At 44.7% G+C, this 25,637-nt stretch carries 17 protein-coding genes, 16 tRNA genes and 1 rRNA gene; 5 read left to right on the plus strand and 29 right to left on the minus strand.

Features of this window, described 5'->3' with window-relative positions; all coding sequences use genetic code 11:
- Positions 1-216 precede the first annotated feature (216 nt).
- The 3 genes from NYE58_RS31005 to NYE58_RS31015 all read right to left on the minus strand — a co-directional run bounded on the left by NYE58_RS31005 (position 217) and on the right by NYE58_RS31015 (position 4,288).
- The gene (locus NYE58_RS31005) at positions 217-2,730 is read right to left on the minus strand and encodes an ABC transporter permease (RefSeq protein ID WP_341003844.1); all 2,514 of its coding nucleotides are present in this window, start codon (positions 2,728-2,730) and stop codon (positions 217-219) included.
- A gap of 22 nt (positions 2,731-2,752) precedes the next feature.
- Positions 2,753-3,493 (minus strand): ABC transporter permease, encoded by a 741-nt coding sequence (locus tag NYE58_RS31010; protein ID WP_076277168.1) that lies wholly within the window; start codon positions 3,491-3,493, stop codon positions 2,753-2,755.
- A 129-nt stretch (positions 3,494-3,622) separates the two neighbouring features.
- Positions 3,623-4,288 carry an ABC transporter ATP-binding protein gene (locus NYE58_RS31015; RefSeq protein WP_076130305.1) on the minus strand — a complete coding sequence of 222 codons (666 nt, stop codon included), beginning with the start codon at positions 4,286-4,288 and terminating at the stop codon, positions 3,623-3,625.
- Between the two features lie 349 nt (positions 4,289-4,637).
- On the opposite strand from NYE58_RS31015, the gene NYE58_RS31020 reads away from it, so the two are divergent.
- The 4 genes from NYE58_RS31020 to NYE58_RS31035 all read left to right on the plus strand — a co-directional run bounded on the left by NYE58_RS31020 (position 4,638) and on the right by NYE58_RS31035 (position 9,687).
- On the plus strand, positions 4,638-5,321 hold the full coding sequence (locus tag NYE58_RS31020) for a response regulator transcription factor (RefSeq protein WP_076184822.1): 684 nt from the start codon (positions 4,638-4,640) through the stop codon (positions 5,319-5,321).
- Entirely contained in the window at positions 5,318-6,355 is a 1,038-nt protein-coding gene (locus NYE58_RS31025; protein WP_076220300.1) for a sensor histidine kinase, read from the plus strand. The genes NYE58_RS31020 and NYE58_RS31025 overlap by 4 nt, the downstream gene beginning before the upstream one ends.
- A 102-nt stretch (positions 6,356-6,457) precedes the next feature.
- Positions 6,458-7,156 (plus strand): ABC transporter ATP-binding protein, encoded by a 699-nt coding sequence (locus tag NYE58_RS31030; RefSeq protein WP_076184824.1) that lies wholly within the window; start codon positions 6,458-6,460, stop codon positions 7,154-7,156.
- Positions 7,153-9,687, plus strand: a complete 2,535-nt coding sequence (locus tag NYE58_RS31035; protein ID WP_076220301.1) for an ABC transporter permease — start codon at positions 7,153-7,155, stop codon at positions 9,685-9,687. The genes NYE58_RS31030 and NYE58_RS31035 overlap by 4 nt, the downstream gene beginning before the upstream one ends.
- Positions 9,688-9,775: 88 nt before the next feature.
- Here NYE58_RS31035 and NYE58_RS31040 read toward each other — a convergent pair whose 3' ends face one another.
- The 9 genes from NYE58_RS31040 to NYE58_RS31080 all read right to left on the minus strand — a co-directional run bounded on the left by NYE58_RS31040 (position 9,776) and on the right by NYE58_RS31080 (position 19,742).
- Complete coding sequence (locus NYE58_RS31040) at positions 9,776-10,606, minus strand: MetQ/NlpA family ABC transporter substrate-binding protein (RefSeq protein WP_036685556.1); 831 nt, start codon at positions 10,604-10,606, stop codon at positions 9,776-9,778.
- Between the two features lie 42 nt (positions 10,607-10,648).
- Complete coding sequence (locus NYE58_RS31045) at positions 10,649-11,311, minus strand: methionine ABC transporter permease (protein ID WP_036685560.1); 663 nt, start codon at positions 11,309-11,311, stop codon at positions 10,649-10,651.
- Positions 11,304-12,065, minus strand: a complete 762-nt coding sequence (locus NYE58_RS31050) for a methionine ABC transporter ATP-binding protein (RefSeq protein ID WP_341004323.1) — start codon at positions 12,063-12,065, stop codon at positions 11,304-11,306. The genes NYE58_RS31045 and NYE58_RS31050 overlap by 8 nt, the downstream gene beginning before the upstream one ends.
- A gap of 485 nt (positions 12,066-12,550) precedes the next feature.
- Positions 12,551-13,948: an ADP-ribosylglycohydrolase family protein gene (locus NYE58_RS31055; RefSeq protein WP_076277167.1), complete on the minus strand. Its 1,398-nt coding sequence runs from the start codon at positions 13,946-13,948 to the stop codon at positions 12,551-12,553.
- Between the two features lie 3 nt (positions 13,949-13,951).
- Entirely contained in the window at positions 13,952-14,908 is a 957-nt protein-coding gene (locus NYE58_RS31060; protein ID WP_076184827.1) for a nucleoside hydrolase, read from the minus strand.
- 40 nt (positions 14,909-14,948) lie between these two features.
- Positions 14,949-15,887, minus strand: a complete 939-nt coding sequence (locus NYE58_RS31065; protein ID WP_036685567.1) for an ABC transporter permease — start codon at positions 15,885-15,887, stop codon at positions 14,949-14,951.
- Complete coding sequence (locus NYE58_RS31070; RefSeq protein WP_341003845.1) at positions 15,884-16,930, minus strand: ABC transporter permease; 1,047 nt, start codon at positions 16,928-16,930, stop codon at positions 15,884-15,886. The genes NYE58_RS31065 and NYE58_RS31070 overlap by 4 nt, the downstream gene beginning before the upstream one ends.
- Complete coding sequence (locus NYE58_RS31075) at positions 16,923-18,485, minus strand: ABC transporter ATP-binding protein (RefSeq protein WP_076130297.1); 1,563 nt, start codon at positions 18,483-18,485, stop codon at positions 16,923-16,925. The genes NYE58_RS31070 and NYE58_RS31075 overlap by 8 nt, the downstream gene beginning before the upstream one ends.
- Before the next feature lie 117 nt (positions 18,486-18,602).
- Positions 18,603-19,742: a BMP family ABC transporter substrate-binding protein gene (locus NYE58_RS31080; RefSeq protein ID WP_341003846.1), complete on the minus strand. Its 1,140-nt coding sequence runs from the start codon at positions 19,740-19,742 to the stop codon at positions 18,603-18,605.
- 327 nt (positions 19,743-20,069) lie between these two features.
- Between NYE58_RS31080 and NYE58_RS31085 the strand changes: the two genes are divergently transcribed.
- Positions 20,070-20,825 carry an AraC family transcriptional regulator gene (locus NYE58_RS31085; protein ID WP_076220078.1) on the plus strand — a complete coding sequence of 252 codons (756 nt, stop codon included), beginning with the start codon at positions 20,070-20,072 and terminating at the stop codon, positions 20,823-20,825.
- Between the two features lie 136 nt (positions 20,826-20,961).
- Here NYE58_RS31085 and NYE58_RS31090 read toward each other — a convergent pair.
- The 17 genes from NYE58_RS31090 to NYE58_RS31170 all read right to left on the minus strand — a co-directional run bounded on the left by NYE58_RS31090 (position 20,962) and on the right by NYE58_RS31170 (position 25,471).
- Positions 20,962-21,040, minus strand: a tRNA-Leu gene (locus tag NYE58_RS31090).
- A gap of 14 nt (positions 21,041-21,054) precedes the next feature.
- Positions 21,055-21,128 (minus strand) — tRNA-Cys (locus tag NYE58_RS31095).
- A 9-nt stretch (positions 21,129-21,137) separates the two neighbouring features.
- Positions 21,138-21,212: transfer RNA gene (locus NYE58_RS31100), tRNA-Gly, on the minus strand.
- 6 nt (positions 21,213-21,218) lie between these two features.
- Positions 21,219-21,293, minus strand: a tRNA-Gln gene (locus tag NYE58_RS31105).
- Between the two features lie 19 nt (positions 21,294-21,312).
- A tRNA-His gene (locus NYE58_RS31110) sits at positions 21,313-21,388 on the minus strand.
- Positions 21,389-21,431: 43 nt separating this feature from the next.
- Positions 21,432-21,507, minus strand: a tRNA-His gene (locus NYE58_RS31115).
- Between the two features lie 23 nt (positions 21,508-21,530).
- Positions 21,531-21,604 (minus strand) — tRNA-Trp (locus tag NYE58_RS31120).
- A 6-nt stretch (positions 21,605-21,610) separates the two neighbouring features.
- Positions 21,611-21,696, minus strand: a tRNA-Tyr gene (locus NYE58_RS31125).
- 5 nt (positions 21,697-21,701) lie between these two features.
- Positions 21,702-21,777: transfer RNA gene (locus NYE58_RS31130), tRNA-Thr, on the minus strand.
- Positions 21,778-21,805: 28 nt separating this feature from the next.
- Positions 21,806-21,881: transfer RNA gene (locus tag NYE58_RS31135), tRNA-Phe, on the minus strand.
- Positions 21,882-21,891: 10 nt separating this feature from the next.
- Positions 21,892-21,969 (minus strand) — tRNA-Asp (locus NYE58_RS31140).
- Positions 21,970-21,994: 25 nt separating this feature from the next.
- Positions 21,995-22,071 (minus strand) — tRNA-Met (locus tag NYE58_RS31145).
- Between the two features lie 17 nt (positions 22,072-22,088).
- Positions 22,089-22,164: transfer RNA gene (locus NYE58_RS31150), tRNA-Val, on the minus strand.
- Between the two features lie 55 nt (positions 22,165-22,219).
- Positions 22,220-22,294 (minus strand) — tRNA-Glu (locus NYE58_RS31155).
- An 18-nt stretch (positions 22,295-22,312) separates the two neighbouring features.
- Positions 22,313-22,405 (minus strand) — tRNA-Ser (locus tag NYE58_RS31160).
- Positions 22,406-22,408: 3 nt separating this feature from the next.
- Positions 22,409-22,484 (minus strand) — tRNA-Asn (locus tag NYE58_RS31165).
- A gap of 60 nt (positions 22,485-22,544) precedes the next feature.
- A 23S ribosomal RNA gene (locus NYE58_RS31170) occupies positions 22,545-25,471 on the minus strand.
- Positions 25,472-25,637: the final 166 nt, after the last annotated feature.

The following is a 25,637-nucleotide window of genomic DNA, read 5'->3' on the forward strand; positions in this document are numbered from 1 at the left end:
ATCGCAGACTTTCAAAACAGACCAACGACGGTTTTTCGTACTGGACCTTAGTCGAGGTAGCTGTACGACTACAGACCACTGTTGGGCTAGTTGTAGCTCATAACCAACCTTTGCACATATAAATGGGAATGCACCCATCAAAAATTAAAAGGACACCACCCTATATAGGTGATGCCCTTTTGAACTTTCCTTTAGGGTTAACTATGCGGCTCTTTATCAAAAAACCTCGCTCCGTAATCTTTCAATAATAGTCTTCTTAGATATGCTGTGGTAACACAAAACGGGTACTACAATAGAGATCAGCATAAAGGGGATTATACTAAGTAAAATAGGGGTTAATGTAAAAGTCCAAGTAAAATAATCAAGTTCTGCTCCCATTGCGGGTACTAGGGTAGTATTTGCCAAGCTTCCTAGCACAATCGAAAACATCAGCCCTAGGAAGGCATACCCGCCCCCCTCAGAGATAAGCATTTCTTTTACCTGCTTATCCGTCATGGCTATTGATTGCAGCATGGCAATTTCTCGTTTTCTGGTTAAAATAGAAGTTTGCATGGAATTTATGAAATTCAGAATCCCAATAACACCTAGCAGAATACAAAATGCACCTCCTACCACCTCATACATAAAGATTAAACTACGAAAGGTTTCTCTAGAAGTATTCTTCGAATAGAAATCCAATCCGGTATCCGTATGTAAGCAATAGTCCTCCAGCCATTTTTCTGTCTGAGTTAAATGTTCATCATCTACGTTAAAGATTGTATACATTGGCAGCATAGAATCTGCATGGGCAAGCAGTTCATCCGAAGGCAACAAATACTCTAATCCTATATCATAATATGCCACTGAGTGAATAGCTCCCGGAAAATCAACAATGGCAAGCACTTCATATTCCTTTTCCTTTCCGTTTCCAAAACTCACTTTAACTTTATCTCCCGGATGATAAATGCTGCTTGTACCATCTAGGAATTTCTTACAGTTAGTAACATAGATTCCCTCTCCGTTCTCCCAGCGTTTTTGATCCAAAGCTCCTTCCTTTACTTGAATCATCTGTGCCGGCCACTCACTGAAACCAAATGTATTCACTATTGATCTCCGTTTCACCATTTCCTGAGAACTCAGAAATTCCTCTTGGTCCTTTTCATTCATCAAGCCGACTTCTCTTTTCAGCGCAGACATTGCCTGATCACTTAAATTTTGTGTTAAAGGGAGTACATAAACATTACCGCTATTTTCAAGCCCGTCCAATGACTCTACTTGTTTTATGAACTCATTGCTTACACCGGAAGTATCAAATGGAGGCGAATTATTTATGATCGAAGTATCAGCAACCGTAAAGTCCGAAACAGACTGAAACTCAATGAACTTATTAAAATCAAAAGAATGCACAAGACCATAAGTACTATTAAGAATAACCAAACTAAGTGTAAAAGAAAGCGTGACGATGATCACTTTTCGGGGGTTCCTCTTTAAATTAGCCATTGCTAGACGAACGGATGTTATTGGTTGAGCTTTTTTCTTTTTTCTTCTTAGTTCTCCCGCCTGTTTTCCTTCAACATAACTTAGAGCTTCTATTGGAGAAACCCTTGATGCAACCTTTGCTGGCCCTAAGCAACTTAATAACACTGTGCAGAGGCTGAATATAGCGGCAATAGCAAAAATAAGCGGGTGTACACTTGTTACGACGCGCATATCTTCACCAAAAATATCGATAATAGCCGGAACAAGAAAACGACCGATCGTCCAACCTATCACTAGTCCAAAAGGAATACCGATACAAGCAAGATATATTGCCTTATAACGAACCATTCTTTTGATTTGTTTTGAGGTTGTCCCAATGACTTTTAATAAACCATAAGATTTAATTTCTTGTGCAATTGAAATATAGAATATATTGTAGATTAACAAATATCCAGCTAAGGAAATCACTGTGATTACAAGGAAACCTAGAAGTATATTTTGAGGTTCAGATCCTAGAATATCATAAGAAGCGTTAACAGTTATTTGACCATCAAAATCACTTCTGCTGGCAAGTTGTTCAGATTTCGTTTCAATATCCCACGTATTCGAAAACCAAAATTGACTGTTGATATAGCCTGAGTACACATTGGGACGGTTGTTCCATGGTTCAGTTGCCACAGGAGCTATTAAATCTGCATATTCACGAGAAAGCCAAATATTTTGACGCCAAGAGAGCGGATTTCCATCCCAAATTCCACAAACGGTAAAGGTATCTGTTATTGTTTTTTTATCTGTTTTGAAGGTTAATGAAATGGATTGACCTAATGTATGGGGAAGACCCAGCGCATCCAATACCAAGGTGCTTACACTTATGTCCTTCTTTTGCTGTGGCATGTTTCCAAGCTGTGGTAAGCTATACGCCCATTTTGCATACTTTTCCTCACCATACCTCACTTCTGTAGGTAACTTAGAAAAGGCAGCCCCCTGTGCATCACCGATAAGAACCGAATAGGAGATGTCCTTAATCATTGAATCTGAAGAGACTCTTTTATACTCAGGTATAGACATTTGATGAAATCCACCATGAGCATTGCTCCCTGCGATTCTCATCTTGTTATCTTTCATTGACTCTAACAAACTCCCTGCAATAGTAAATACACTGGTGAACATAATCGCAGCCAAGGCTATTGCCAGAATAGCAAAATAATTTTTGCTAGATTTAAGAGAGCGCTTTGCCAACTTTTCCATAGTTTTTCCACTATTGTGTTTCAAAGTTCCCACCTCCCTTGCATTATTATTCTGCTTGTCTTAGCTGTTCAATAACACTTGAACGGGAAATAGATTTGTACAACAAACCAGGAAATATTGAACAGATCAACAAGACAACCCCCGAATATATGATTAAAGAGGTAACCGGATATCTAAACACTCCATAGCCTATATATTCATGCAATATATTAAAGACCAGATAACTAATGCCACTACCCACTATTAATGTAAGAACAAAAGCAATTAGAGCAAACCAGATTCCTTCAAAGGTGATCAGCCATTTAATCTGCTTCTTCGTCGCGCCAATAGATGCTAGAACAGCAAACTCCTGTTTTCTGGATACAATGCTTACTAATATAGTGTTAATAAAATTCAAAACACCGATGCTGCTTAAAATGATAATGATAACAATAGAAAGATTGGAAAAAGACTGCTTTAAGTCAGCAAACGCTTTTGCCTGTTCAATTTTTGAGGTGCGTGAAATGCTGCTGTCTCCGCTTGTAAGGAGTTTAACCTCATTCAACACATCCTGTTCTTTTCCTTTTTGCGCATTAATCTTAATAGAGTAAATCACAGCATCAGAATGATATTTGTTGATAACATTATTTGACACAATTAGCCATGGAGCAGCACCACTATTCATAGCATCACGTTCAAACGTCATTTGACCGCCAATTTTCACCTTATAGCTCTTGTTGTTGTCAATTACCGTAAAGGGTATCTGTACACCTATTGGAATGCCATTCCCATTAATATCAGTTACCAATGCTATCTTCCCTTTGGAAAAGTCGCTTAAATTAATCGGGTTCTTGCAGTACGGTTATACTCCTCCAGTTTTTTTATCATCAATGCCGATCAACGGATGAAGAATGATTTCTATACATTTTTTCTCTCTCTAATCCACGATTTTCCCATCCTCCATACGGAGAATCCGATCAGCACGCAAGGAAATTTCGTTGTTATGTGTAATCATAATGATTGTTTGATTTAGTTGGTGACTAGTCATTTCCAGCAGCTTGATTACCTCTTCACTTGTTTGACTATCCAAATTTCCAGTGGGCTCATCGGCAAGGATAATAGCGGGCTTCATCGCTAAAGCCCTTGCAATTGCTACACGCTGTTGTTGGCCCCCAGACAAATTGTTGGGTAAATTATTCAGCTTCTCCTTCAGTCCTAACATCCTTACAATGATGTTCACATACTCCTTATCCACCTTGTTTCCATCAAGTTCAATCGGCAGAACGATATTCTCGTAGACATTAAGTATCGGCATTAGATTATAATTTTGAAAAATGAACCCGATATTTTTACGTCTAAAAATCGTAAGCTGATCACTGTTCATCTTTGACAGTTCTTTCCCATTCACTTCTACGGTGCCAGAGGTAGGATTATCAAGGCCCCCGAGCATATGCAGTAGCGTAGACTTACCGCTGCCGGAAGTCCCAACGATAGCCACAAATTCACCTTGCTCCACACTCATTGTTATGCCATCCAACGCTTTGACAGGGTTTGGTTCACTACCGTAATACTTTCTCAAGTCGTTAGCTTTTAATATACTCATGTACAACCCCTCTATTTCTTTAGAATATCTGATTCTTCATGTGTCATACCGTCGTGAAATTTCTTGCAATACCAATAACTAGAATAAATAGTGTATACTTCGACATTTTTTTCCAAGATCCACTTTATTCCATTAATTTACTATTTTATATAAAAAAATTCGTTTACAATGTTTTTTTTGAGGACTATACTAACTATTTGTTCTAGAAAATTACATTTAATATACAATAAAACATTTTTAAAGATTATAAAGAAAAGTCCACTTTCAACTGTCTACTAAATAAAAATCTCGCTTTCGAATAAATCCCGAGAATGTATAATGATCAAATAAGAAACAAAGGAGAATTACTATGAACATACTGATCGTTGAGGACGACCGTAGTTTAAATAAAGGGATCGCTCTCACTCTTTCTCAAAACAATGTCATGATCCATCAAGCCTACGATATTGCCGCGGCGGAGCATATTTTCGCAGTTAACCCTATTGATCTCATCATTCTGGACATCAATCTGCCAGACGGCAGTGGACTGGATTATTGCGAGCAACTTCGCAAGACCTCACGCGTACCCATTATTTTCCTAACCGCCAATGATATGGAGTCCGACATTATCACCGGTTTTGCATTGGGGGGCGATGACTATATCACTAAACCATTCAGCCTAATGGTGCTTCGCGCCAGAGTAATGGCAGTGCTCAGAAGAACGGAATCACTAGGGACTGGAAAAATAACATTGGGTCCCTTAGAACTCGATTTTGAGAAACTGGAGTACAGCAAAAATAAACAATCGCTCCAGCTGAGCAAAACTGAGCAAAAACTGCTGCGGCTGCTGGTGACGAATACGGGCAATATTTTGACCCGAGAACAGCTGATAGACAAGATCTGGAGCAAGGATGCCGAATTTGTGGATGAAAACGCATTGACAGTAGCCATCAAACGGCTGCGTGCTAAACTTGAGGATGACCCGGCAGCACCCAGATATATCAAGACCATTTACGGACTTGGATACATGTGGACTGAAGGGCAAAAACCATGAAAACCAATAGCCCACCTGCTAATTTCAAGCAAATTCATAGGCTCTTTTTACTGATCATCCTTATACTAGTGGCCTGTTTTATCGGCAGTATAATGTTTCTGTACGGGTTCGACCCCACTCTGCTCCAACTGACTTCTCTATTTATCATCTGTATATTAGCGACAGGAGCCGTATGGGTCTGGTTATGGAACCGCCAGATCGCAATCTATATACAGACCTTGGATACTGCGATTGAACGGGCTATACATGACCTGCCGCCACTCACTAACTATGAAGAAACCGCTCTGTCTTCGATGGAACATAAACTAAAGCGGTATATAGGGATGGCTAAGGCGAATGAACGAAATATCCAAACAGAGAAAAACAAAATAAAAGAGCTGATCTCGGATATCTCCCATCAAACCAAGACCCCCCTCTCTAATATCATGGTATTCAGTCAGTTGCTCGAAGAGATGCCCGGACTAAATGAGAATGTCCGGCACTACATACAGCATATTAAAGCGCAGTCAGATAAGTTGGATTGGCTGATTCAGTCTCTAATCAAATTATCACGTTTGGAAACAGGAATGATCTCCCTACAGCAGATTGAGGCGAAACCGCTCATACAAACTCTGACGCAGGCTTTATCCCAGATTTATGCACAAGCGGAAAACAAACAAATTACGATCAATATTGACTGCGGGACACACATCTTAGCCTGCCACGATGTCAAATGGACAAGTGAAGCACTATTCAACCTGCTCGAGAATGCTGTGAAGTACACACCGCATAACGGACAAATTTCCGTTCTTGCTGAAAGCAACGAGATGTTCACCTGTCTCCACCTTACCGATACTGGACTTGGAATCTCCAGCGAAGAAATCCCTCACATCTTTAAGCGGTTTTACCGAGGAAAGCAAGCGCGTGAATTCGAGGGGGTCGGCATCGGGTTGTTTTTATCCAGAGAGATTATCACGGCGCAAGGCGGCCATATCAACGTCATTTCTGAAACTGGAAAAGGTACAACTTTCTCTGTTTACCTGCCCCAGCGCTGAAATAGAATGTGTCATTATGGTCAGAATTCAGACACTCTCCTGTCAGATTGATTTGCTACCCTTAAATCATGGACAAACAGATCTCATTGGAGGGGAAGAGTTATGCCGATTCTACAGACTGAAAATTTAAAAAAACACTATGGAAAGGTTGGCGCAAGCGTTAAGGCTTTGGACGGTATATCACTGTCAGTGGATAAAGGGGAGTTTGTCGCCATTGTCGGCACTAGCGGCAGCGGCAAAAGCACCCTTCTTCATATGCTTGGTGGATTAGATCGGGCAACAGAGGGCAAGGTTTACGTGGACGGGAATGATATTTTTGCGATGAGTGATGAGAAGCTGACCATTTTTCGGCGCAGATCGGTGGGGTTTGTTTTTCAGAACTACAATTTGGTACCCATACTAAATGTGCGGGAGAATATTGTGCTGCCTATTGAACTGGACGGTGGCAAAATTGACGAAACTTATCTTGATCTAATCATCCGCACTTTAGGCTTGCAGGAAAAGATGAATACTCTACCTTCTAATCTGTCTGGCGGACAGCAGCAACGGGTGGCAATAGCCAGAGCATTGGCGACCAAACCTTCAATCATCTTAGCAGATGAACCTACAGGTAATCTGGACAGCAAAACAAGCCAAGAAGTGCTGATTTTACTTAAACAGATGAGTGAAAAATTCAACCAAACCATTGTGATGATCACACACAATGAACAAATTGCTCAAACTGCTGACCGTATTATCCGTATTGAAGATGGCGTCATTTTCACTGGACAACTCCGTAGCTCCGGAGTGAGCCAGCCATGATCAGCACGAATAACCATAAGACCATTGCTACTTTAGCCAAAAAAAGCCTCAAAGCCAACCGTGCTCGCAATTTCACTATCATCTGTGCCATCGTACTGACTACGCTTTTGATCACCAGCGTGTTTACCTTGGCGCTCAGTATTAACAAATCGATGCAACGCGCACAAATGCAGACTACCGGCAGCGATTATCATGGAAGCTTCAAATATCTGAATCCTGCCGAGTTGGAGAAGCTGAAGAATCAACCATCCATCAAAGAATATGGCGTCTTCCTTAAGGTTGGCGATATAAGCACCAGTCTGTTCAAGAATCACCGGGTAGAGGTCCTTCGAATTGACGAGAATTATGCCAAACATGGATTTATCAACTTTATAGCTGGCGGACTGCCCTCCCAAGAGAATGAAATCGTCCTAAATACTTGGGCGCTTGACTTGCTAGGAGCAAAACATGAGTTAGGCCAGACTGTGAAGCTGGATATAGACATTGGTGAAAAAGTCATAAGCCAAGACTTTAAGCTCTCCGGATATTACGAAACCGATCAAAATTTGGCGATGTCAGGATTGGCTTTTGTATCCGAAGCATTTACACAGAAGAACATTTCCCATATTGACCCGGACATCTCTGAGGCAACGGGTTCTTATGTGAACACCGCAGGTCTAGGGGTGATGTTTAATAATTCTTATAATATTGAACAGAAGGTACAAAAGATTTTGACGGACACCGGCCTGGATGTACCTTATGGTGTCAATCCGGCTTATACGAGTGTTTCTCTCTCCGATAATCTAATGAATATCATTCCTTATGCAGTTGTCATTCTTATCACCATGCTGAGCGGCTATTTACTAATCTACAATATCTTTTTTATTTCCGTCGTGCGGGATGTCAAATTTTACGGGCTGCTAAAGACCATCGGTACCACACCCCGACAACTGAAAAAGATCATCTCCATTCAGGCCCGCTCACTTTATCTCGTCGCATTGCCTTTTGGATTGGGGTTCGGGTATCTGCTAGGTCTGCTGATTCTCCCTATGGCCTCCTCATTTTTAAACGGCTCTACTGATAATGTCTATTCTGCTAGCCCGTGGATATTTATTGGTGCAGCAGCATTCTCGTTTATGACAGTATGGATCGCCGCAAGCAAACCGGGCCGGATGGCTTCGCGAACCTCGCCGGTAGAGGCTGTAAAATTTGCCGGAGTCAGCAGCGGTGGAAAACGGAATGCCAAAAAATCAAAACATGGTGCAAAACTTCACAACATGGCGTTCTCCAACCTGTTCAGAAGCAAAAAGAAGCTGATCCTGATGCTCTCTTCACTCTCCTTGAGTATCATCTTGTTCAGTACCATTTTCACAGTAATCTCCTCACTGGATGTGAATAAATATCTGCGTGCCTTTATCTCCGGTGATTTTGTGGTTCAGAATGAAGTGCTAGTCAGTATTACAGGGCCTCGAGACGGTGATCCATATAAGCTTTCAGAGGAATTCGCCAACAATCTAAGTAAAATTGACGGTGTAGAAACTGTTGATAAGGTTTACCACAGATATGTTCCATCTCCTGTCGATGATGCTGTCCGGGCTATTTTGGAGCCAATGGCAGCTGCTGACCCACATCCTTATCTTCTCTCCACTTTAGATAAGGTGGGGATGGTCTACAATCATTTATATGGATTAGATCCGGGCTGGTATGATCTTGTGGACAAGGATATTATTGAAGGGGAGTTTAACAGGCAGAAGTTTGCTTCAGGAAAATATGCGGTCATATCTGAGGCCATGTTTATAGAAGAAGATAGCTACCGCACCTATTATCATCCTGGAGATACAGTCACTTTCGAGAAGTCGGATAAATCTTATGAAGTGATGGCAGTAGTAAAACATGATGCAGTATATGCTGCCACAACAAAATCTTACTCTATGTTAGGTTACAACATCTTCCTCCCTGCTTCGGAGCTGCAGAAGGAAATGCCGAAGGGTACAGATCCAGCCAATATCGTTTCAGCCACATTACATGTCGATCCGACTAAGCTGGACCAGGTAGAACAAGTGGTCAAAGCATTAACAGATTCGACGGATGAATTAACTTTAAAATCAAGAGAGGATTACAAGGATGAGCTCGGTGGATTCATTCGCATTTTTCAAACCGTCGGGTATGGGCTTAGCCTGGTCATTGCTCTAATTGGGGTGCTGAATTATATCAACACTGTACTCACCGGGGTAGTCTCCCGCCGGAATGAACTTGCCATGCTGGAGAGTATTGGCATGACCAAAAAGCAGCTAAAACGTATGCTGATCCTTGAAGGATTCTACACCGTTTTGCTAACCGTCCTCATAACCTCAACATTAGGTGTATTGCTGACCTATAACCTTTCCAAAAGCATCACGGAAAATATGGCCTTTATGGTATTTCAGATGAGTTGGCTGCCGTTTATCCTCACCGTTCCTATTTTGTTAATTCTCGCTTACACAGTGACACTGAGAGCCTATAAAACGTTATCCCAAGCATCCATTGTGGAACGGCTGAGAGAAGCCGAGTAATGTAAGACACACCTAAATACTCCTATTACAAAAAGGGCAGCCCGGTAAATATCGCCGGGCTGCCCTTTTTTATAGATCCATATTCAGCTTATTTAAACGCAGGCAACGCAATATCCGCGTAATTATCCTCAAGGAACTTTTTCACTTCAGGACCGCTGATCCGTTTAGCCAGCTTTTGAATGGCGTCAGAGTCCTTGTTATCTTCACGTGCCACCAAAGTAATTGTGAATTCGGAATCTTCGCCTTCCGTAATCAGTGCATCTTTCTTCGGTGTCAATCCTAGTGGGCTCGCATAAGCCGGAGTCATGGCTACCAGATCGCCATCATCAAGCATACGGGCCAGCATTAGGAGATCGACTTCTTCAAACTTGAATTTCTTTGGATTTTCAGTAATGTCTGCTTGTGTGGCTTGAATGCCTACGCCTTCTTTTAGCTTAATAAGATCAGCTGCAGCGAACATTTGCAATGAACGGCCGATGTTAGATGGATCATTAGCCATTACAAGCGTAGCCCCTTCAGGAAGATCAGCTATAGTCTTATAACGTTTGGAGTATCCGCCATAAATAGCGTCATAAACAGGCTGTACCTCTACCAGATTAGAGCCTTTGCTTTCATTATATTGCTTCATATAAGGAACGTGCTGGAAAAAGTTAGCGTCTACTTCTTTATTAGCCAACGCCTCATTAGGCTGCACATTATCAGAGAGAACAACGATCTCCAGATCAATGCCATCTTCCTTCAGGAGCGGCTTCACAATATCCAGAATTTCTGTCATAGGTGGGATCAGTGTAGCGATCTTTAATTTGGTTAACTCATCATTACTACCTTTTGCAGCATTGTTCTCGGCTGCTTTATTAGAGCCACAACCCGCTACGACCAATACCATTAATGTAAGCACAAGTATCATTGATTTTTTCATTAGTACTACTAACCCCCAGTTTATATATTGAACTATTTTGTATTACCGCTTATCCAACAGCCTTGCGATAGTCCCCCCGGTGAACTGAACCAATTGGACTAATACAATCATCACTAGAATGGCATAGATCATCACTTCCGTCTCAAAACGCTGATAACCATAACGGATAGCGAAATCACCAACCCCTCCCCCACCAACAACTCCCATCACGGTCGAGAAGGAGATAAAGCTAATTGTAGAAGTAGTAAGTCCAAGGACTAGACCCGAACGAGCTTCCACATACAGAAATTTAAAGATCAAGCCCAGCTTCGAGGCTCCCATCGATAATGCGGCTTCAATGACCCCTTTAGGAACCTCCAGCAACGACTGTTCCACTAACCGAGCATAATAGGCAATAGCGATTATAGATAATGGAACCGCTGCTGCAATCGTCCCAATGGCGGTCCCGACCAGGAAACGAGTGACTGGAATTAGCGCAACGACCAGCAGCAGGAACGGAAACGAGCGGATAATATTAACGATACTGTTGAGCACCAGAGACAACGTTGTATTCTCATAAAGCTGCCCTTTTCGGAAAAAAAACAACAAGGTACCCAGTGGAAGCCCCAGCAGCACGGCCGCTCCAACAGAAATACCAACCATCACAAAGGTTTCACCAATCGAATCCCACATCTGTGCCTGATATTGAAGTACACTATCAAACATGATCTTCCCCCGCTTTACCAAGAATCTGATAGCGGTATGTCCCGGTACTGGCTGCTGCTGGACGGAATTCACCGTCTTCACGAGAGAACGAATCTACAATGCGCCCTTTTTCCATCACCGATACATGAGTACATATGCTTTTGACAACATCCATCTCATGCGTAACAATGACAACCGTTACTCCAAGACTTGAATTCACATGCTTCAGCACGTTCAAGATATCTGTAGTGGTTCCTGGGTCCAGGGAGGACGTTGGCTCGTCACACAGTAATATTCCCGGACTGTTCGCTAGTGCGCGGGCAATCGCAACACGCTGACGTTGTCCTCCGCTGAGCTGTGCCGGATATTGTTTTGCCTTATCTGCCAGTCCAACAAAATCCAGACACTCCTTCACACGCTTCATTCGTTCATGCTTTGGGACATCTGCCAGCTCCAGCGGGATCGAAACATTCCGCTCTACTGTGACGTTATAAACAAGATTAAATTGTTGAAAGATCATTCCAATCTTTTGCCTTGCTTTACGCAGTGCTTTACTAGGCATTTCGGTCAGGTTGTGGCCATCTACGGTAACCGTTCCCTCATCCGGCTGTTCCAGAAGATTCATCAGTCGCAGCAGCGTAGATTTCCCCGCACCACTCTCACCAATGATCCCATGAATGGATCCCTGCTTTACCTCCAGCGATACCTCATCTACAGCCTGATAGATGCCTTCCTTCAGCTTGAACCCTTTACTTACCCGACTCAGCGACAGTATTAGAAGCTCCCCCTTCCTTTCCCTTATATAATGAACCTCCATCAAGTGAGACATTGTATTACAATTTTCTAAAATCTGTTTTATTAAAAATCTCCTTAAATAATAAGACATTTCTTCTGCTGTGTCATCATTTTTCTTTAAATGATATACCAGGAAGGTTGATGAAAACCTAAAAACCCTTTATACCGGGCTCTTTTTACACATTTATTAATAAAATAAAAAGGGTTAGCAAAGATAATCCTTCCCTCTTGAAATCATGATTCTCCTATTGCCCCACCACTAAACGCTCCACTGTTAATATAGCCATATTTGGTTTTTTTAAGTGTATGAAATGCTGTTAAAGCTACATTTGGTTCGTTGGAGTGTGATTAAAGACCTGCTGTTACGCAAAAAAGGATGTCTAAGCCAATAGCTTAAGACATCCCATAATTCATATAGTAATCCCTGAATCCCTGATCTATCGAGTCCCATACTCGCTAAATCTTTTATGCCTTTTCGCCAAGCTCTCTGCGAATCTTCAAGAACACTTGGTAGCTGCGTTCCGCACATTCCGAAATCGCTATCGGATGAAATCCGGGCAGATCGGCATATAACGTATCGTGAAGCGGTTCGATCCATGAAGCCGGCAACTTACTTGCTCCAAGCTTCGCACCCATAATTGAGCCCACAGTAGCCCCGTTACAGTCTGTATCCATCCCACCATATACGGAAGTGACAACTGTTTTTTCAAAATCATTCCCGCCATAAACAAGCGATGCAGCCACAAGAGCAGCATTATTATTTGTATGAACCGCATCATAGTGGCTAAAAGTATCCCAAATGTTACGAACCAACTCCTGCTCGCTTTTGGCCTTCTGCGCAATATCTATCCCCCGCAAAACATCACTGGCCAGACGACTGGTACGCGGAATCTCGCTAAGGCCAATCTCTAGGATCCGTTCATTATCCTTCTCTGCAAAAGCTGCCGATATCATCGCCGCATTAAACATCTCACCATAGATGCCATTTTTCACATGTGAAAATGAAGCATCGCGCCAGCCTAATTCTGCCGCAAGCTCAGGATAACCTGCTGCGCCATAAGCCAGTCCATCTGCGCGTATAGCGGCACCAATCCACTCGCGGTAAGGATTTAAGTGCATCCGCACTCTTTCCTGCCGCACCAGCCAATCCGCAGGTTTCTCGCCATGCAGATGAGAGGTCTCCTGCGCAAAATTCATATATGACTGTGTCTCCGCCGTGCACACCTGACTATATGTTAAATGTGTATGCCACAGCTTTCCGATATCCCAAGAATCCCAGTTCAGACCCTTCTGCTCCAGCAGCATAAGACCCAGGACAGTGTAGCGAATATCGTCATCGCTTTCCATATACTTGATCGTCTCGCGGGTACTCGCATGTGTCCATTCACTTAAGCCAAGACCATATTCAGCCTCTGCCCGTGAATGCCCAGGCGTATAGCCAGTAATTGGCCAGGCGTCCGCACCCTGAAACCATAGCTCAATATTCTCCCAGCCCGGACGGCCATCTTTCCCATAGAGATAGTCCCAATACTCCAGCGGTTTCCCGAGTGCGCAGCCGACACTTCTACCGAGCCAGGCTCCATAGAACTTATCTCTCCATTCCGCTTCGCTCCAGTCCGCCTCAAGCTTACGTGGGCCTTCTGGACGTAGATGACGAATCTCCTCCAGAGAGGATGGCTCTTGATACGGAAAATCCTCACTGATCGTAAGCTCCATTAGCTCATTGTATACCTGCATCAGCTTGAGCTCATCGTCACCAGCAGCCGCTAGCTTATCCGCAAAACCCTCAATCAGGCAACCTTCTTCTCCACGCTGAGCAATTTCAAACTGCACGGTCTCTTGAAGTCTCTCCCATCCTGCCATAGGCTACTTCCCTTCAGCCGCTAGCAGCAGCTCTTGATCAAGCTTTTCCAGTGAATCAAAGATCAGCTTCATAAATGCTTCCCGGTCAACACCCACCAATACTTGCACATTCGCTGGACGATCCGTCTTCTTCCGTCTGTCTGCAACTGTCATTCCCCGCGTCAGCTTGCCTTCTGTCTCCACCGTTACATATAGATGCTCAGATTCAAATAGTTCCGGATGCAGCAGCCAGGCAACAGCACATGGATCATGCAGCGCACTGCCGACATAGCCCATTTTTTTACCGTAAATCGAATAGAAATCCAGCAATTCTCCGACCATTGTAGACACTGGTCCCCGCTCTTTCAATGCTAGGATCTCATCTTCAAAAATAGCAGCCTTATCGGTCACATCCAGACCACTCATTGTGATCGGAATCCCCGACTCAAACACAATACGGGCTGCTTCAGGATCTACATAGATATTAAACTCCGCAGTAGAGGTGACATTCCCATAAGAGATACCTCCCCCCATCAGTGAGATTTTTTCAATTCTGTCTTTAATCTCTGGATAAGCCGTGATTAGCAGTGCGATATTTGTTAAAGGAGCCATCGGCACGAGCGTAATCTTCTCCTCTGAAGAACGGATGATATTCAGCATAAACTCCACAGCACCCTGCTCTACAGGGCGGAATTTACTTGGAGGCAAAAGCGGCCCATCCATGCCCGATTCTCCATGCGCTTCCTCACCTGTAACAAGCTTGCCGAACAGTGGGCCAGCAGCCCCTTTAGCTACAGGAATGTCAGCATTCACGAAGCTGATCACCTTCAGGGCGTTTTCCGTGATTTTATCTAAAATTTGGTTTCCACCAACCGTTGTAATCCCGCGCAGATCTAACTTCTCCGAATTTGCTATGGCAAGCAGTATCGCTATTGCGTCATCATGCCCTGGATCGCAGTCAATAATAATAGGTGTTGGCATAGTTACTCACTCCTTGTCTGTGTATCAATCATTTCAATCGCTATTTAACTAGCGGGCTTTTAAGTTTTTTATTCTTTTTTCGTGTCTCAGATACTGCGTAGATCACAAGTCCAATTACTGTGGCTACATAAGGAAGAGTGGCGATTAGCTCCGCAGGAATCTTCAACACCTGTAGCGCATTCGACAATGCATCTGCAGTACCAAATAATAAAGAGGTCAGCGCCGTGCCTACGGTCGTACTTCTTCCCATCGACTCAGCGGCAATGGCAATCCAGCCCCGGCCAGCGATCATATCGCGGGTAAACAGTGACAAATACCCCATCGACATATAAGCACCGCCTAAACCGGCAAAAAATCCGCTAAGCAGCAAAGCCATATACTGTATTTTTACAACACTTACACCCACGGATTGAGCCGCATGTGGATTTTCACCCACTGAACGAATGCGCAGTCCAAGCGGTGTACGGTTTAATAGATAGTAGACAACAAACACAGCCAATATAGAAACATACGTCAGAATGTGATGCCCCGATAAAATAGGTCCAAGCACCGGGATATCCTTCAACAAAGGAATCTGGACACTAGGCAGAACTTTACTCGCCAGCGAAGTGGAAGAACCCTTGTCGCCACTAAGCAGATAGAGGATAAACACAGTGCCTCCCGAAGCGAACATATTAATGGCCACACCCCCGAGAATGATATGTGTTTTGAATTTCAGGGTGAAAAAAGCTAATATTCCAGCGATCAATGTTCCAGACAGCACCGCCCCAAGCAGACCTACCCATGCGCTATGTGTATAGCTGCTTATGATGACACCCGCTAAAGCGGCAACAAGCATGATGCCCTCCATCCCAATGTTAATGATCCCTGCACGGTTGGAGATGAGTGCGCCGAGCGCGGCAAACAGAATCGGAGTCGTCACGCGAAGGACAGAGAACGCAAAGTCAGTTGTAAAAATCACATCAAACAAACTATTCACGCTTCCTTCGCCTCCTTCAAGAGCATCCGATTTTTCCAGAATTTCAGAAATTGCTCAGCCGAAATCAGAAGAATGATAATTGCCTGTATGATTGAGATCATCTCTGAAGGTACATCAGACAGACGCGCCATCATGTCAGCCCCAATTCGAATGTACGCTAGGAATAATGCAGAGCCGATTACGGACAGCGGATTATTTTTGGCTAACATCGCTACAAGGGCACCATCCAAACCATAACCAGGCAGTGACGTCCATTGGAAACGGTTATACATCCCCAGCACTTCTACGGAGCCCCCCATACCTGCCATAAAACCTGCAATCAAGTGAACGAGAATAATAACCTTGGCTGTCTTCATACCGGAATAACGGGCAAAGTCCCGGTTGATGCCTGTCATGCGCAGCTCATATCCCCATTTCGTTTTGTATAGGAATAGATGAGCTGCAATAATAAGCACTATAACGATAATAAGACCGGTATGAATACGGGTGCCCGAGACCATTTTACTCAGCAGTGCCGTTTTCTCGAATTTGTAGGATACATTGGCAAAAGCTTTAGCATCACGCAGATGATAGTTCAGTAGGTATAGCCCTACTCCGAACAAAATATTATTGAACATTAAGGATGTAACCAACTCATTAGCATTCCATTTTGCCTTCAGAATACCAGGTATTGCCGAGAGCAATGCTCCTACAATTGAACCTGCAGCAATAGCTACCATCGGATGCAGCCAGCCGTCCAACGTTAAATGAATAGCCAATACGGAAGTTACAACACCGGAGAAATAGAAAATCCCTTCAGCTCCCAGGTTGAACATATTGGCTCGAAACAACAAGGATACTGCCAACCCAGTGAACATGAGCGGAATCGCCATCTCAATCACATTACCAATATGACCTTTACTGGATAACGGCTCTAATAGGAATATACCAATCGTCTTCACAGGCTGATTACTGACCAAGGAGATGATCAGAAAGGCAATAGCGAGTGCAATAACGATTACCGCCGATGTCCGAATGTACTCAAAATATTTAACTTTAAACATGATTTACGGCCCTCCCGATGTGCTCCTCGTCCTGTCGATGAATCCCCAGCATATAAAGACCTAATTCTTCCTCACTAACCTTAGATGGCTCCTCAAAAAAGGCAACAATCTTACCCTCGTACATTACTAACAGACTATCGCTGATCTCCAAGATCTCATTCAAATCTGCCGACACTAGCAAAATCGCGCAATCGTCTGAACGTAATTCCAACAACTTTTGATGTATGAACTGGGCTGCGCCTATATCCACACCCCGTGTCGGCTGTTCTGCAATAAGCAGCTGCGGTTCAGTCGAACACTCTCTAGCTACGACCACCTTCTGCATATTACCGCCTGACAACATTCCTATGGGCTGAGAAGGTCCTGAACAGCGGACTTTAAATTCCTCTACAAGGGATACTGCTAGCTTGGCAATTCGTGAGCCATTCAAAAAAAGACCTTTATTCATTGCTTTTGTACGATACTGAGTAGATAGCAGATTATCAGCTATGCTTGCTTCACTAGCGATCCCTTGCCGCATCCGATCCTCCGGTATATAGGAAACGCCTAGCTTACGAATATCCAAAATATCCGATTCACGGATATCCTTTCCCTTCACTAGTACAGAACCCTGACTTGAGACACCTCTCAAGCTACCTGTAAGAGCTTCAATGAGCTGTGTCTGCCCGTTGCCTTCTACACCAGCAATCCCAACGATCTGCCCACCACGTACCGCAAAATTGATATCCGACAATAATGCTTTGCCATCTGCATCATTCACACCGAGTCCCTGCACCGTTAGTACTGGCTCACTAACAGCCAGAATCTCTTTGTCATATTTCAGCACGACATCTCTGCCGACCATTAACCGCGAGATTTCCTGTTCTGTCACATCCTGTGTTTGAAAAACACCTTCACTACGGCCGCTGCGCATAATCGTAATTCTGTCGCAAATCGCTTTGACTTCCTTTAATTTGTGCGAAATAAAAACTATCGTATGGCCCTGTTCCCTTAATTGCTTAAGCTCGCGGAACAATTCCTCTGTTTCCTGTGGAGTCAACACCGCAGTTGGCTCATCAAGCACCAGAATTTTAGCACCACGCAGCAGCGCCTTAAGAATCTCAACCTTTTGCTTCATCCCAACTGTAAGATCCTCTACTTTTGCCTTTGGATCCACGGCCAGATTGTATTTCCTTGCGGTCTCTTCCGTCATGCGCACAGCCTCGGCATAATTAATGCCAACTCCTCTGCGCGGCTCCATACCCAGCACCATATTCTCTGCCACCGTAAAAGAAGGTACCAACATGAAATGCTGGTGGACCATGCCGATGCCTCTATCAATGGCGTCCTGAGCGGATTGCAGCTTTACTTTTTCACCCTTGATATAGATCTCGCCTTCACTTGGCTCTTCCATGCCGAACATAATCTTCATTAAAGTCGATTTACCTGCACCGTTCTCACCTGCAATCGCATGTATTTCTCCCTCACGTAAAGAAAAATGCACGTCTTTATTTGCAACGACGCCATTGGGATATACCTTGGTAATTCCCCGCATTTCCAGCAGAGCTGTGTACATAGGTCTCAACGCCTTTCAACTTGGAGGTCTGCAAAAATATACAGCTGGAATTCCCCTGACTAGAAGAATCTCCAACTGTAGGTTTATCTCTATAGAGCTGATCTTAAGATATAAAGCTTAAGGCTTAACTGCGTTACGAATAGTTTCTACCTCTGCGGTTTCCATCCCCATCGCATTATCCACTTTAATTTCTTTATTGATCAGCTTTTGCTTCACTTCTTCAACCTTGGCCTGAAGATCAGCCGGGAATACATTTTTATAAATATCATTCTCAGCAATACCTACACCATCATCTACAAAGCTCAATACATCACGTTTGCCCATTTCTAGCGTACCCTCTTGCAATCTCTTCACTGCACCTAGAATAGCCGTATCAATCTTTTTAATAGATGAAGTAACGATTAGATTTGCTTTTTCACTATCCGTATCGTTAATCAACATTGCCTGATCGGAGTCTACACCGATTGCATATTTTTTCTTCTCTTTAGCTGCGTCAAAGATCCCAAGACCTGTACCCCCAGCCACGTTAAAAATAACATCTACACCGGAGTTATATTGAATTAGAGACAGCTCCTTACCTTTTGCCGGGTTAACAAAATCACCAGCGTACGACACAGCCACTTTTACATCAGGATCAACGTACTGGGCACCTTGAATGTAACCGACCAAGAAAGCATTAATCCCCGGAATATCCATACCGCCCACAAACCCAATCACATTCTCAGGGGTAGCATTCGGCATATCCGATTGTGTAGCTAATGCTGCTACTGCACCTGCCAAGAAAGATACTTCATTTGTCGCATAAGACATGTTGTACATGTTATCTGGTGCTTCATCGATGTCGGTATCATAATTAATGAATTTTTTGTCTGGATACAATTCTGCCGTTGCATTAAACATCTCTGTAATTTCAGAACCGCCAGAAATAATTACATCCCAATCCTCGGAAGCGATATCGTTAAATGTAGGCTCCCATTTCGTTTTATCAACGCCCATTTCAACAACCTTTGTTTCTGCACCAAGTTCATCCTTAACCTTTTGCAAGCCGTTATTAGCGGAATCAAAAAATGATTTATCCCCAAGTGTCCCCGGAATCAGCAATACAACCTTGAGTTTATCCCCTGCACCTGTTTCTCCACCCTCAGCAGCGTTTGATCCAGTATTCGCAGAAGAACCGTTATTGGACGTGTTATTCCCACATGCTGTGACCAGAACCATCACCATTAATAACAACAAAGAAAGAACTTTTTTATTCATTACTCTATTCCACCCCTAATTTTAGTTGGTTAGTAATCCGCAGAATCCCATCTTCACCCATTGTATAATTCACGGTTCAAATGGAAATTCTCTTTTTTCCAAATAAAGTATCATTAAAAGTAATAAATTTAACGTTTAGGCTCAAAAATAGCAATAAAAATACCATTATTATTAATAATCCGCTTTATTTCCGAACGAGATGGCCAGTCAGGTTGCGAACTTTCGGATTTATTGATACGATCATAACAAATATTATTAAAAATAATTATATGATTTCGGTCATTGTTTTGTACGATTCGGCTAAAACATAAGTATTGGAGGATCATCATGGATCGTGTTCTATATATTGTAAGTGCCACACATGAGCTAAATACTTATATCCCTCCACACCAGCATGAATGCTACGAACTAGTCTATTATTTACAGGGGGTAGGGACAACCAATGTTGGCCCACGAAGTTACCATTTTCGCTCCTCTTCTTTCGCGCTTGTGCCACCCAATCATAAACATGACGAGCACCACCGTGAGGATGCAAATGTATTATTTGTAGGCTTCCACTCAGAACACCCTAATATGAGTAATCTGCTCGGCGTATATGAAGATGATAAAGATCAGACCGTTCTTCAAATCCTGCTGCGAATGAAAGCAGAGTTTACACGCAAGCAAGACGGATTCTCTGAGCTTCTAAACCTACAAATGAGCGAGATTACCGTCCATCTTATGAGGCTTCTTAGTGCCTCTGGATATCAATCCCCAACAGAAGATCGAGTACAATATGTCCTTAATTATATGAATGAGCATTATCGCCATAAATTGTCCGTCGAAACACTATCAGAAATGTCCGGATATAGTTACGATCGTTTTCGCCATCTATTTAAAGAACGTTTCGGGTCTTCACCCCTGCGGTATTTGCTGTTAAAACGCCTGGATTATGCAAAGTCTCTATTACGTCATACTCAGATGCAAATCTCTGAAGTATCTGCTGCTGCAGGTTTTGTGAACGATGCCCAATTCTGCAATATGTTCAAACGAGAAATAGGTCATACCCCGCGAGCATTCCGCATTAATAATCAATCAGGTTAATCACTAATCAGATTAAAAAAAGCCGTTGAAATAGAGAAACTCTCTATTCAACGGCTTACTGCTGTAAACCCAAGGACATAAAGAAAAAAGGTTTGTAAGATTGCTTATAAAAGCATTCTTACAAACCTTTTTAAGATACCGGCGAGAGGACTCGAACCTCCACGGTTTCCCACTCGATTTTGAGTCGAGCGCGTCTGCCATTCCGCCACGCCGGCACATATGAACTAAATGGAGGCGCCACCCAGATTTGAACTGGGGATAAAGCTTTTGCAGAGCTTTGCCTTACCACTTGGCTATGGCGCCATGAAAACTTGGAGCGGACGACGGGAATCGAACCCGCGACCCTCGCCTTGGCAAGGCGATGCTCTACCGCTGAGCCACGTCCGCATAAAATGGCTGGGGATATAGGATTCGAACCTATGAGTGACGGAGTCAAAGTCCGTTGCCTTACCGCTTGGCTAATCCCCAATAACATTTTAAAGTAAAATGGGGCGACTGATGGGTCTCGAACCCACGAATGCCGGAACCACAATCCGGTGCGTTAACCCCTTCGCCACAGTCGCCATATTAAGTTGATATTGTTGCCATTATTCATTTTAAAGTAAATGGGGCGGCCGATGGGTCTCGAACCCACGAATGCCGGAACCACAATCCGGTGCGTTAACCCCTTCGCCACGGCCGCCATATTAAACTTTAGAAAGAACTTGGCAGGGGCAGCAGGAATTGAACCCACACCAACGGTTTTGGAGACCGTTGTTCTACCTTTAAACTATGCCCCTAAAAACTGGTGGAGGATGATGGATTCGAACCACCGAACACTCACGTGAGCAGATTTACAGTCTGATGCGTTTGGCCACTTCGCTAATCCTCCAAGGATGGTGCCGGCGAGAGGACTTGAACCCCCAACCTACTGATTACAAGTCAGTTGCTCTACCAATTGAGCTACACCGGCATGGCACTCATTCTTTTGTGATGATAAATGGTGGCTCGGGACGGAATCGAACCGCCGACACGAGGATTTTCAGTCCTCTGCTCTACCGACTGAGCTACCGAGCCATGATGAAAATGGCGGAACCGACGGGATTCGAACCCGCGATCTCCTGCGTGACAGGCAGGCATGTTAGGCCAACTACACCACGGTTCCAAAAGATATAATTGCTTAAGTTAATTGGTTGCGGGGGCAGGATTTGAACCTGCGGCCTTCGGGTTATGAGCCCGACGAGCTACCGGGCTGCTCCACCCCGCGTCAGTAAGAAAGTGTTATGGTGGAGGCTGAGGGGATCGAACCCCCGACCCTCTGCTTGTAAGGCAGATGCTCTCCCAGCTGAGCTAAGCCTCCATAAACAACAATTGTTATTGTACCAAAGTCCACTAGGATAAATCAAGTGAAAATTTGGTGACCCGTATGGGATTCGAACCCATGTTACCTCCGTGAAAGGGAGGTGTCTTAACCCCTTGACCAACGGGCCATACTAATTAAAAATTTGTGGCGGAGAGAGAGGGATTCGAACCCTCGAGACGCTTGTGGCGCCTACACGATTTCCAATCGTGCTCCTTCGGCCAAACTCGGACACCTCTCCATATGGCTCCCCGAACAGGACTCGAACCTGTGACAACTCGATTAACAGTCGAGTGCTCTACCAACTGAGCTATCAGGGAATATTCATACCAGGCTTGATGCCTGAAAACTGAATCCGAAACGAATCTGCATTCTACATATAGGATAAGCCCTCGACCGATTAGTATTGGTCAGCTCCATGCATTGCTGCACTTCCACCTCCAACCTATCTACCTCGTCGTCTTCAAGGGGTCTTACTAATTGGGAAATCTCATCTTGAGGGGGGCTTCACGCTTAGATGCTTTCAGCGCTTATCCCGTCCGTACGTAGCTACCCAGCCATGCTCCTGGCGGAACAACTGGTGCACCAGCGGTACGTCCATCCCGGTCCTCTCGTACTAAGGACAGCTCCTCTCAAATTTCCTGCGCCCACGACAGATAGGGACCGAACTGTCTCACGACGTTCTGAACCCAGCTCGCGTACCGCTTTAATGGGCGAACAGCCCAACCCTTGGGACCTACTTCAGCCCCAGGATGCGATGAGCCGACATCGAGGTGCCAAACCTCCCCGTCGATGTGGACTCTTGGGGGAGATAAGCCTGTTATCCCCAGGGTAGCTTTTATCCGTTGAGCGATGGCCCTTCCATGCGGTACCACCGGATCACTAAGTCCGACTTTCGTCCCTGCTCGACTTGTAGGTCTCGCAGTCAAGCTCCCTTATGCCTTTGCACTCTGCGAATGATTTCCAACCATTCTGAGGGAACCTTGGAACGCCTCCGTTACTCTTTAGGAGGCGACCGCCCCAGTCAAACTGCCCGCCTGACACGGTCCCCGTACCCGGTAAGGGCACTAGGTTAGAACCTAGATACGATCAGGGTGGTATCCCAACGGCGCCTCCACCGAAGCTTGCGCTCCGATTTCTACGGCTCCCACCTATCCTGTACAGATCGTACCCAAATTCAATATCAAGCTGCAGTAAAGCTCCATGGGGTCTTTCCGTCTTGTCGCGGGTAACCTGCATCTTCACAGGTATTAAAATTTCACCGGATCTCTCGTTGAGACAGCGCCCAAGTCGTTACGCCATTCGTGCGGGTCAGAATTTACCTGACAAGGAATTTCGCTACCTTAGGACCGTTATAGTTACGGCCGCCGTTTACTGGGGCTTCGGTTCATAGCTTCGGGTTACCCCTAACCACTCCCCTTAACCTTCCAGCACCGGGCAGGCGTCAGCCCGTATACTTCGCCTTGCGGCTTCGCACAGACCTGTGTTTTTGCTAAACAGTCGCTTGGGCCTTTTCACTGCGGCCCCCTCGTGCTATTCACACTACCGGGGCACCCCTTCTCCCGAAGTTACGGGGTCATTTTGCCGAGTTCCTTAACGAGAGTTCTTCCGCGCGCCTTAGAATTCTCTTCTCGCCTACCTGTGTCGGTTTGCGGTACGGGCACCTTCTCCTGGCTAGAGGCTTTTCTTGGCAGTGTGAGATCATGACCTTCGCTACTACAATTTTCGCTCCCCATCACAGCCCAGCCTTAACGATGTGCGGATTTGCCTACACATCAGCCTCACTGCTTAGACGGACATCCATCAGTCCGCGTCACTACCCTCCTGCGTCACCCCATCGCTCATAGCGGATTACGGTGGTACAGTAATTTCAAACTGTTGTCCTTCGACTACGCCTTTCGGCCTCGCCTTAGGTCCCGACTTACCCTGAGCGGACGAGCCTTCCTCAGGAAACCTTGGGCTTTCGGCGGATCAGATTCTCACTGATCTTTTCGTTACTCATACCGGCATTCTCACTTGTGTAGTGTCCAGCGCTCTTTTCAGTACACCTTCAACCCCTACACAACGCTCCCCTACCCCAGATACATACGTATCTAGCCATAGCTTCGGTGGTGTGTTTAGCCCCGTTACATTTTCGGCGCAGAGTCACTCGACCAGTGAGCTATTACGCACTCTTTCAATGGTGGCTGCTTCTAAGCCAACATCCTGGTTGTCTGTGCAACTCCACATCCTTTCCCACTTAACACACACTTGGGGACCTTAGCTGATGGTCTGGGCTGTTTCCCTTTTGACAATGGATCTTAGCACTCACTGTCTGACTCCCGGCAATAAGTATATGGCATTCGGAGTTTGACTGAGCTTGGTAATCCTTGCGGACCCCGCACCCAATCAGTGCTCTACCTCCACTACTCTTATACCGAGGCTAGCCCTAAAGCTATTTCGGGGAGAACCAGCTATCTCCGAGTTCGATTGGAATTTCTCCGCTACCCCCACCTCATCCCCGCACTTTTCAACGTACGTGGGTTCGGGCCTCCAGTGCGTGTTACCGCACCTTCACCCTGGACAGGGGTAGATCACACGGTTTCGGGTCTACGTCCACATACTAATTCGCCCTATTCAGACTCGCTTTCGCTGCGGCTCCACCTTCTCGGCTTAACCTTGCATGTTAAACGTAACTCGCCGGTTCATTCTACAAAAGGCACGCCATCACCCATTAATAGGGCTCTGACTTTTTGTAAGCACACGGTTTCAGGTTCTATTTCACTCCCCTTCCGGGGTGCTTTTCACCTTTCCCTCACGGTACTGTTTCACTATCGGTCGCCAGGTAGTATTTAGCCTTAGCAGATGGTCCTGCTGGATTCATACGGGGTTTCACGTGCCCCGCACTACTCGGGATCCGTCTCGGAGAGAATACAGTTTAGGTTACAGGGCTTTTACCTCTATCGCGGGCCTTTCCAGACCTCTTCGCCTACCATATTCCTTTGTAACTCCATGTGAGACGTCCCACAACCCCTAAGAGCAAGCTCTTAGGTTTAGGCTGTTCCGCGTTCGCTCGCCGCTACTGACGGAATCACTATTGTTTTCTCTTCCTCAGGGTACTTAGATGTTTCAGTTCCCCTGGTCTGCCTCTACATTTCCTATGTATTCAGAAATGAGTAACTGCGAATTACCACAGCTGGGTTTCCCCATTCGGACACCCCCGGATCAAAGCTTGCTTACAGCTCCCCGAGGCAGTTTCGTTGTTCGCCACGTCCTTCGTCGGCTCCTGGCGCCTAGGCATCCTCCGTGTGCTCTTATTAGCTTAACCTTGATTTTTCCGCAGGAAAATATCATACGATGACATTCTCTTTGGAATCATCTCACTAATAACATTTACTTGTTTACACAAGTTGCTAAAAGATGTTCTAAAACGCAAATTCGTTTCGGTATCCAGTTTTCAAGGATCAAGTCTTACTTGAGAGCTTAAACTCTCA

Source organism: Paenibacillus sp. FSL L8-0708, assembly GCF_038009325.1.
Taxonomy (GTDB): domain Bacteria; phylum Bacillota; class Bacilli; order Paenibacillales; family Paenibacillaceae; genus Paenibacillus_AQ; species Paenibacillus_AQ odorifer.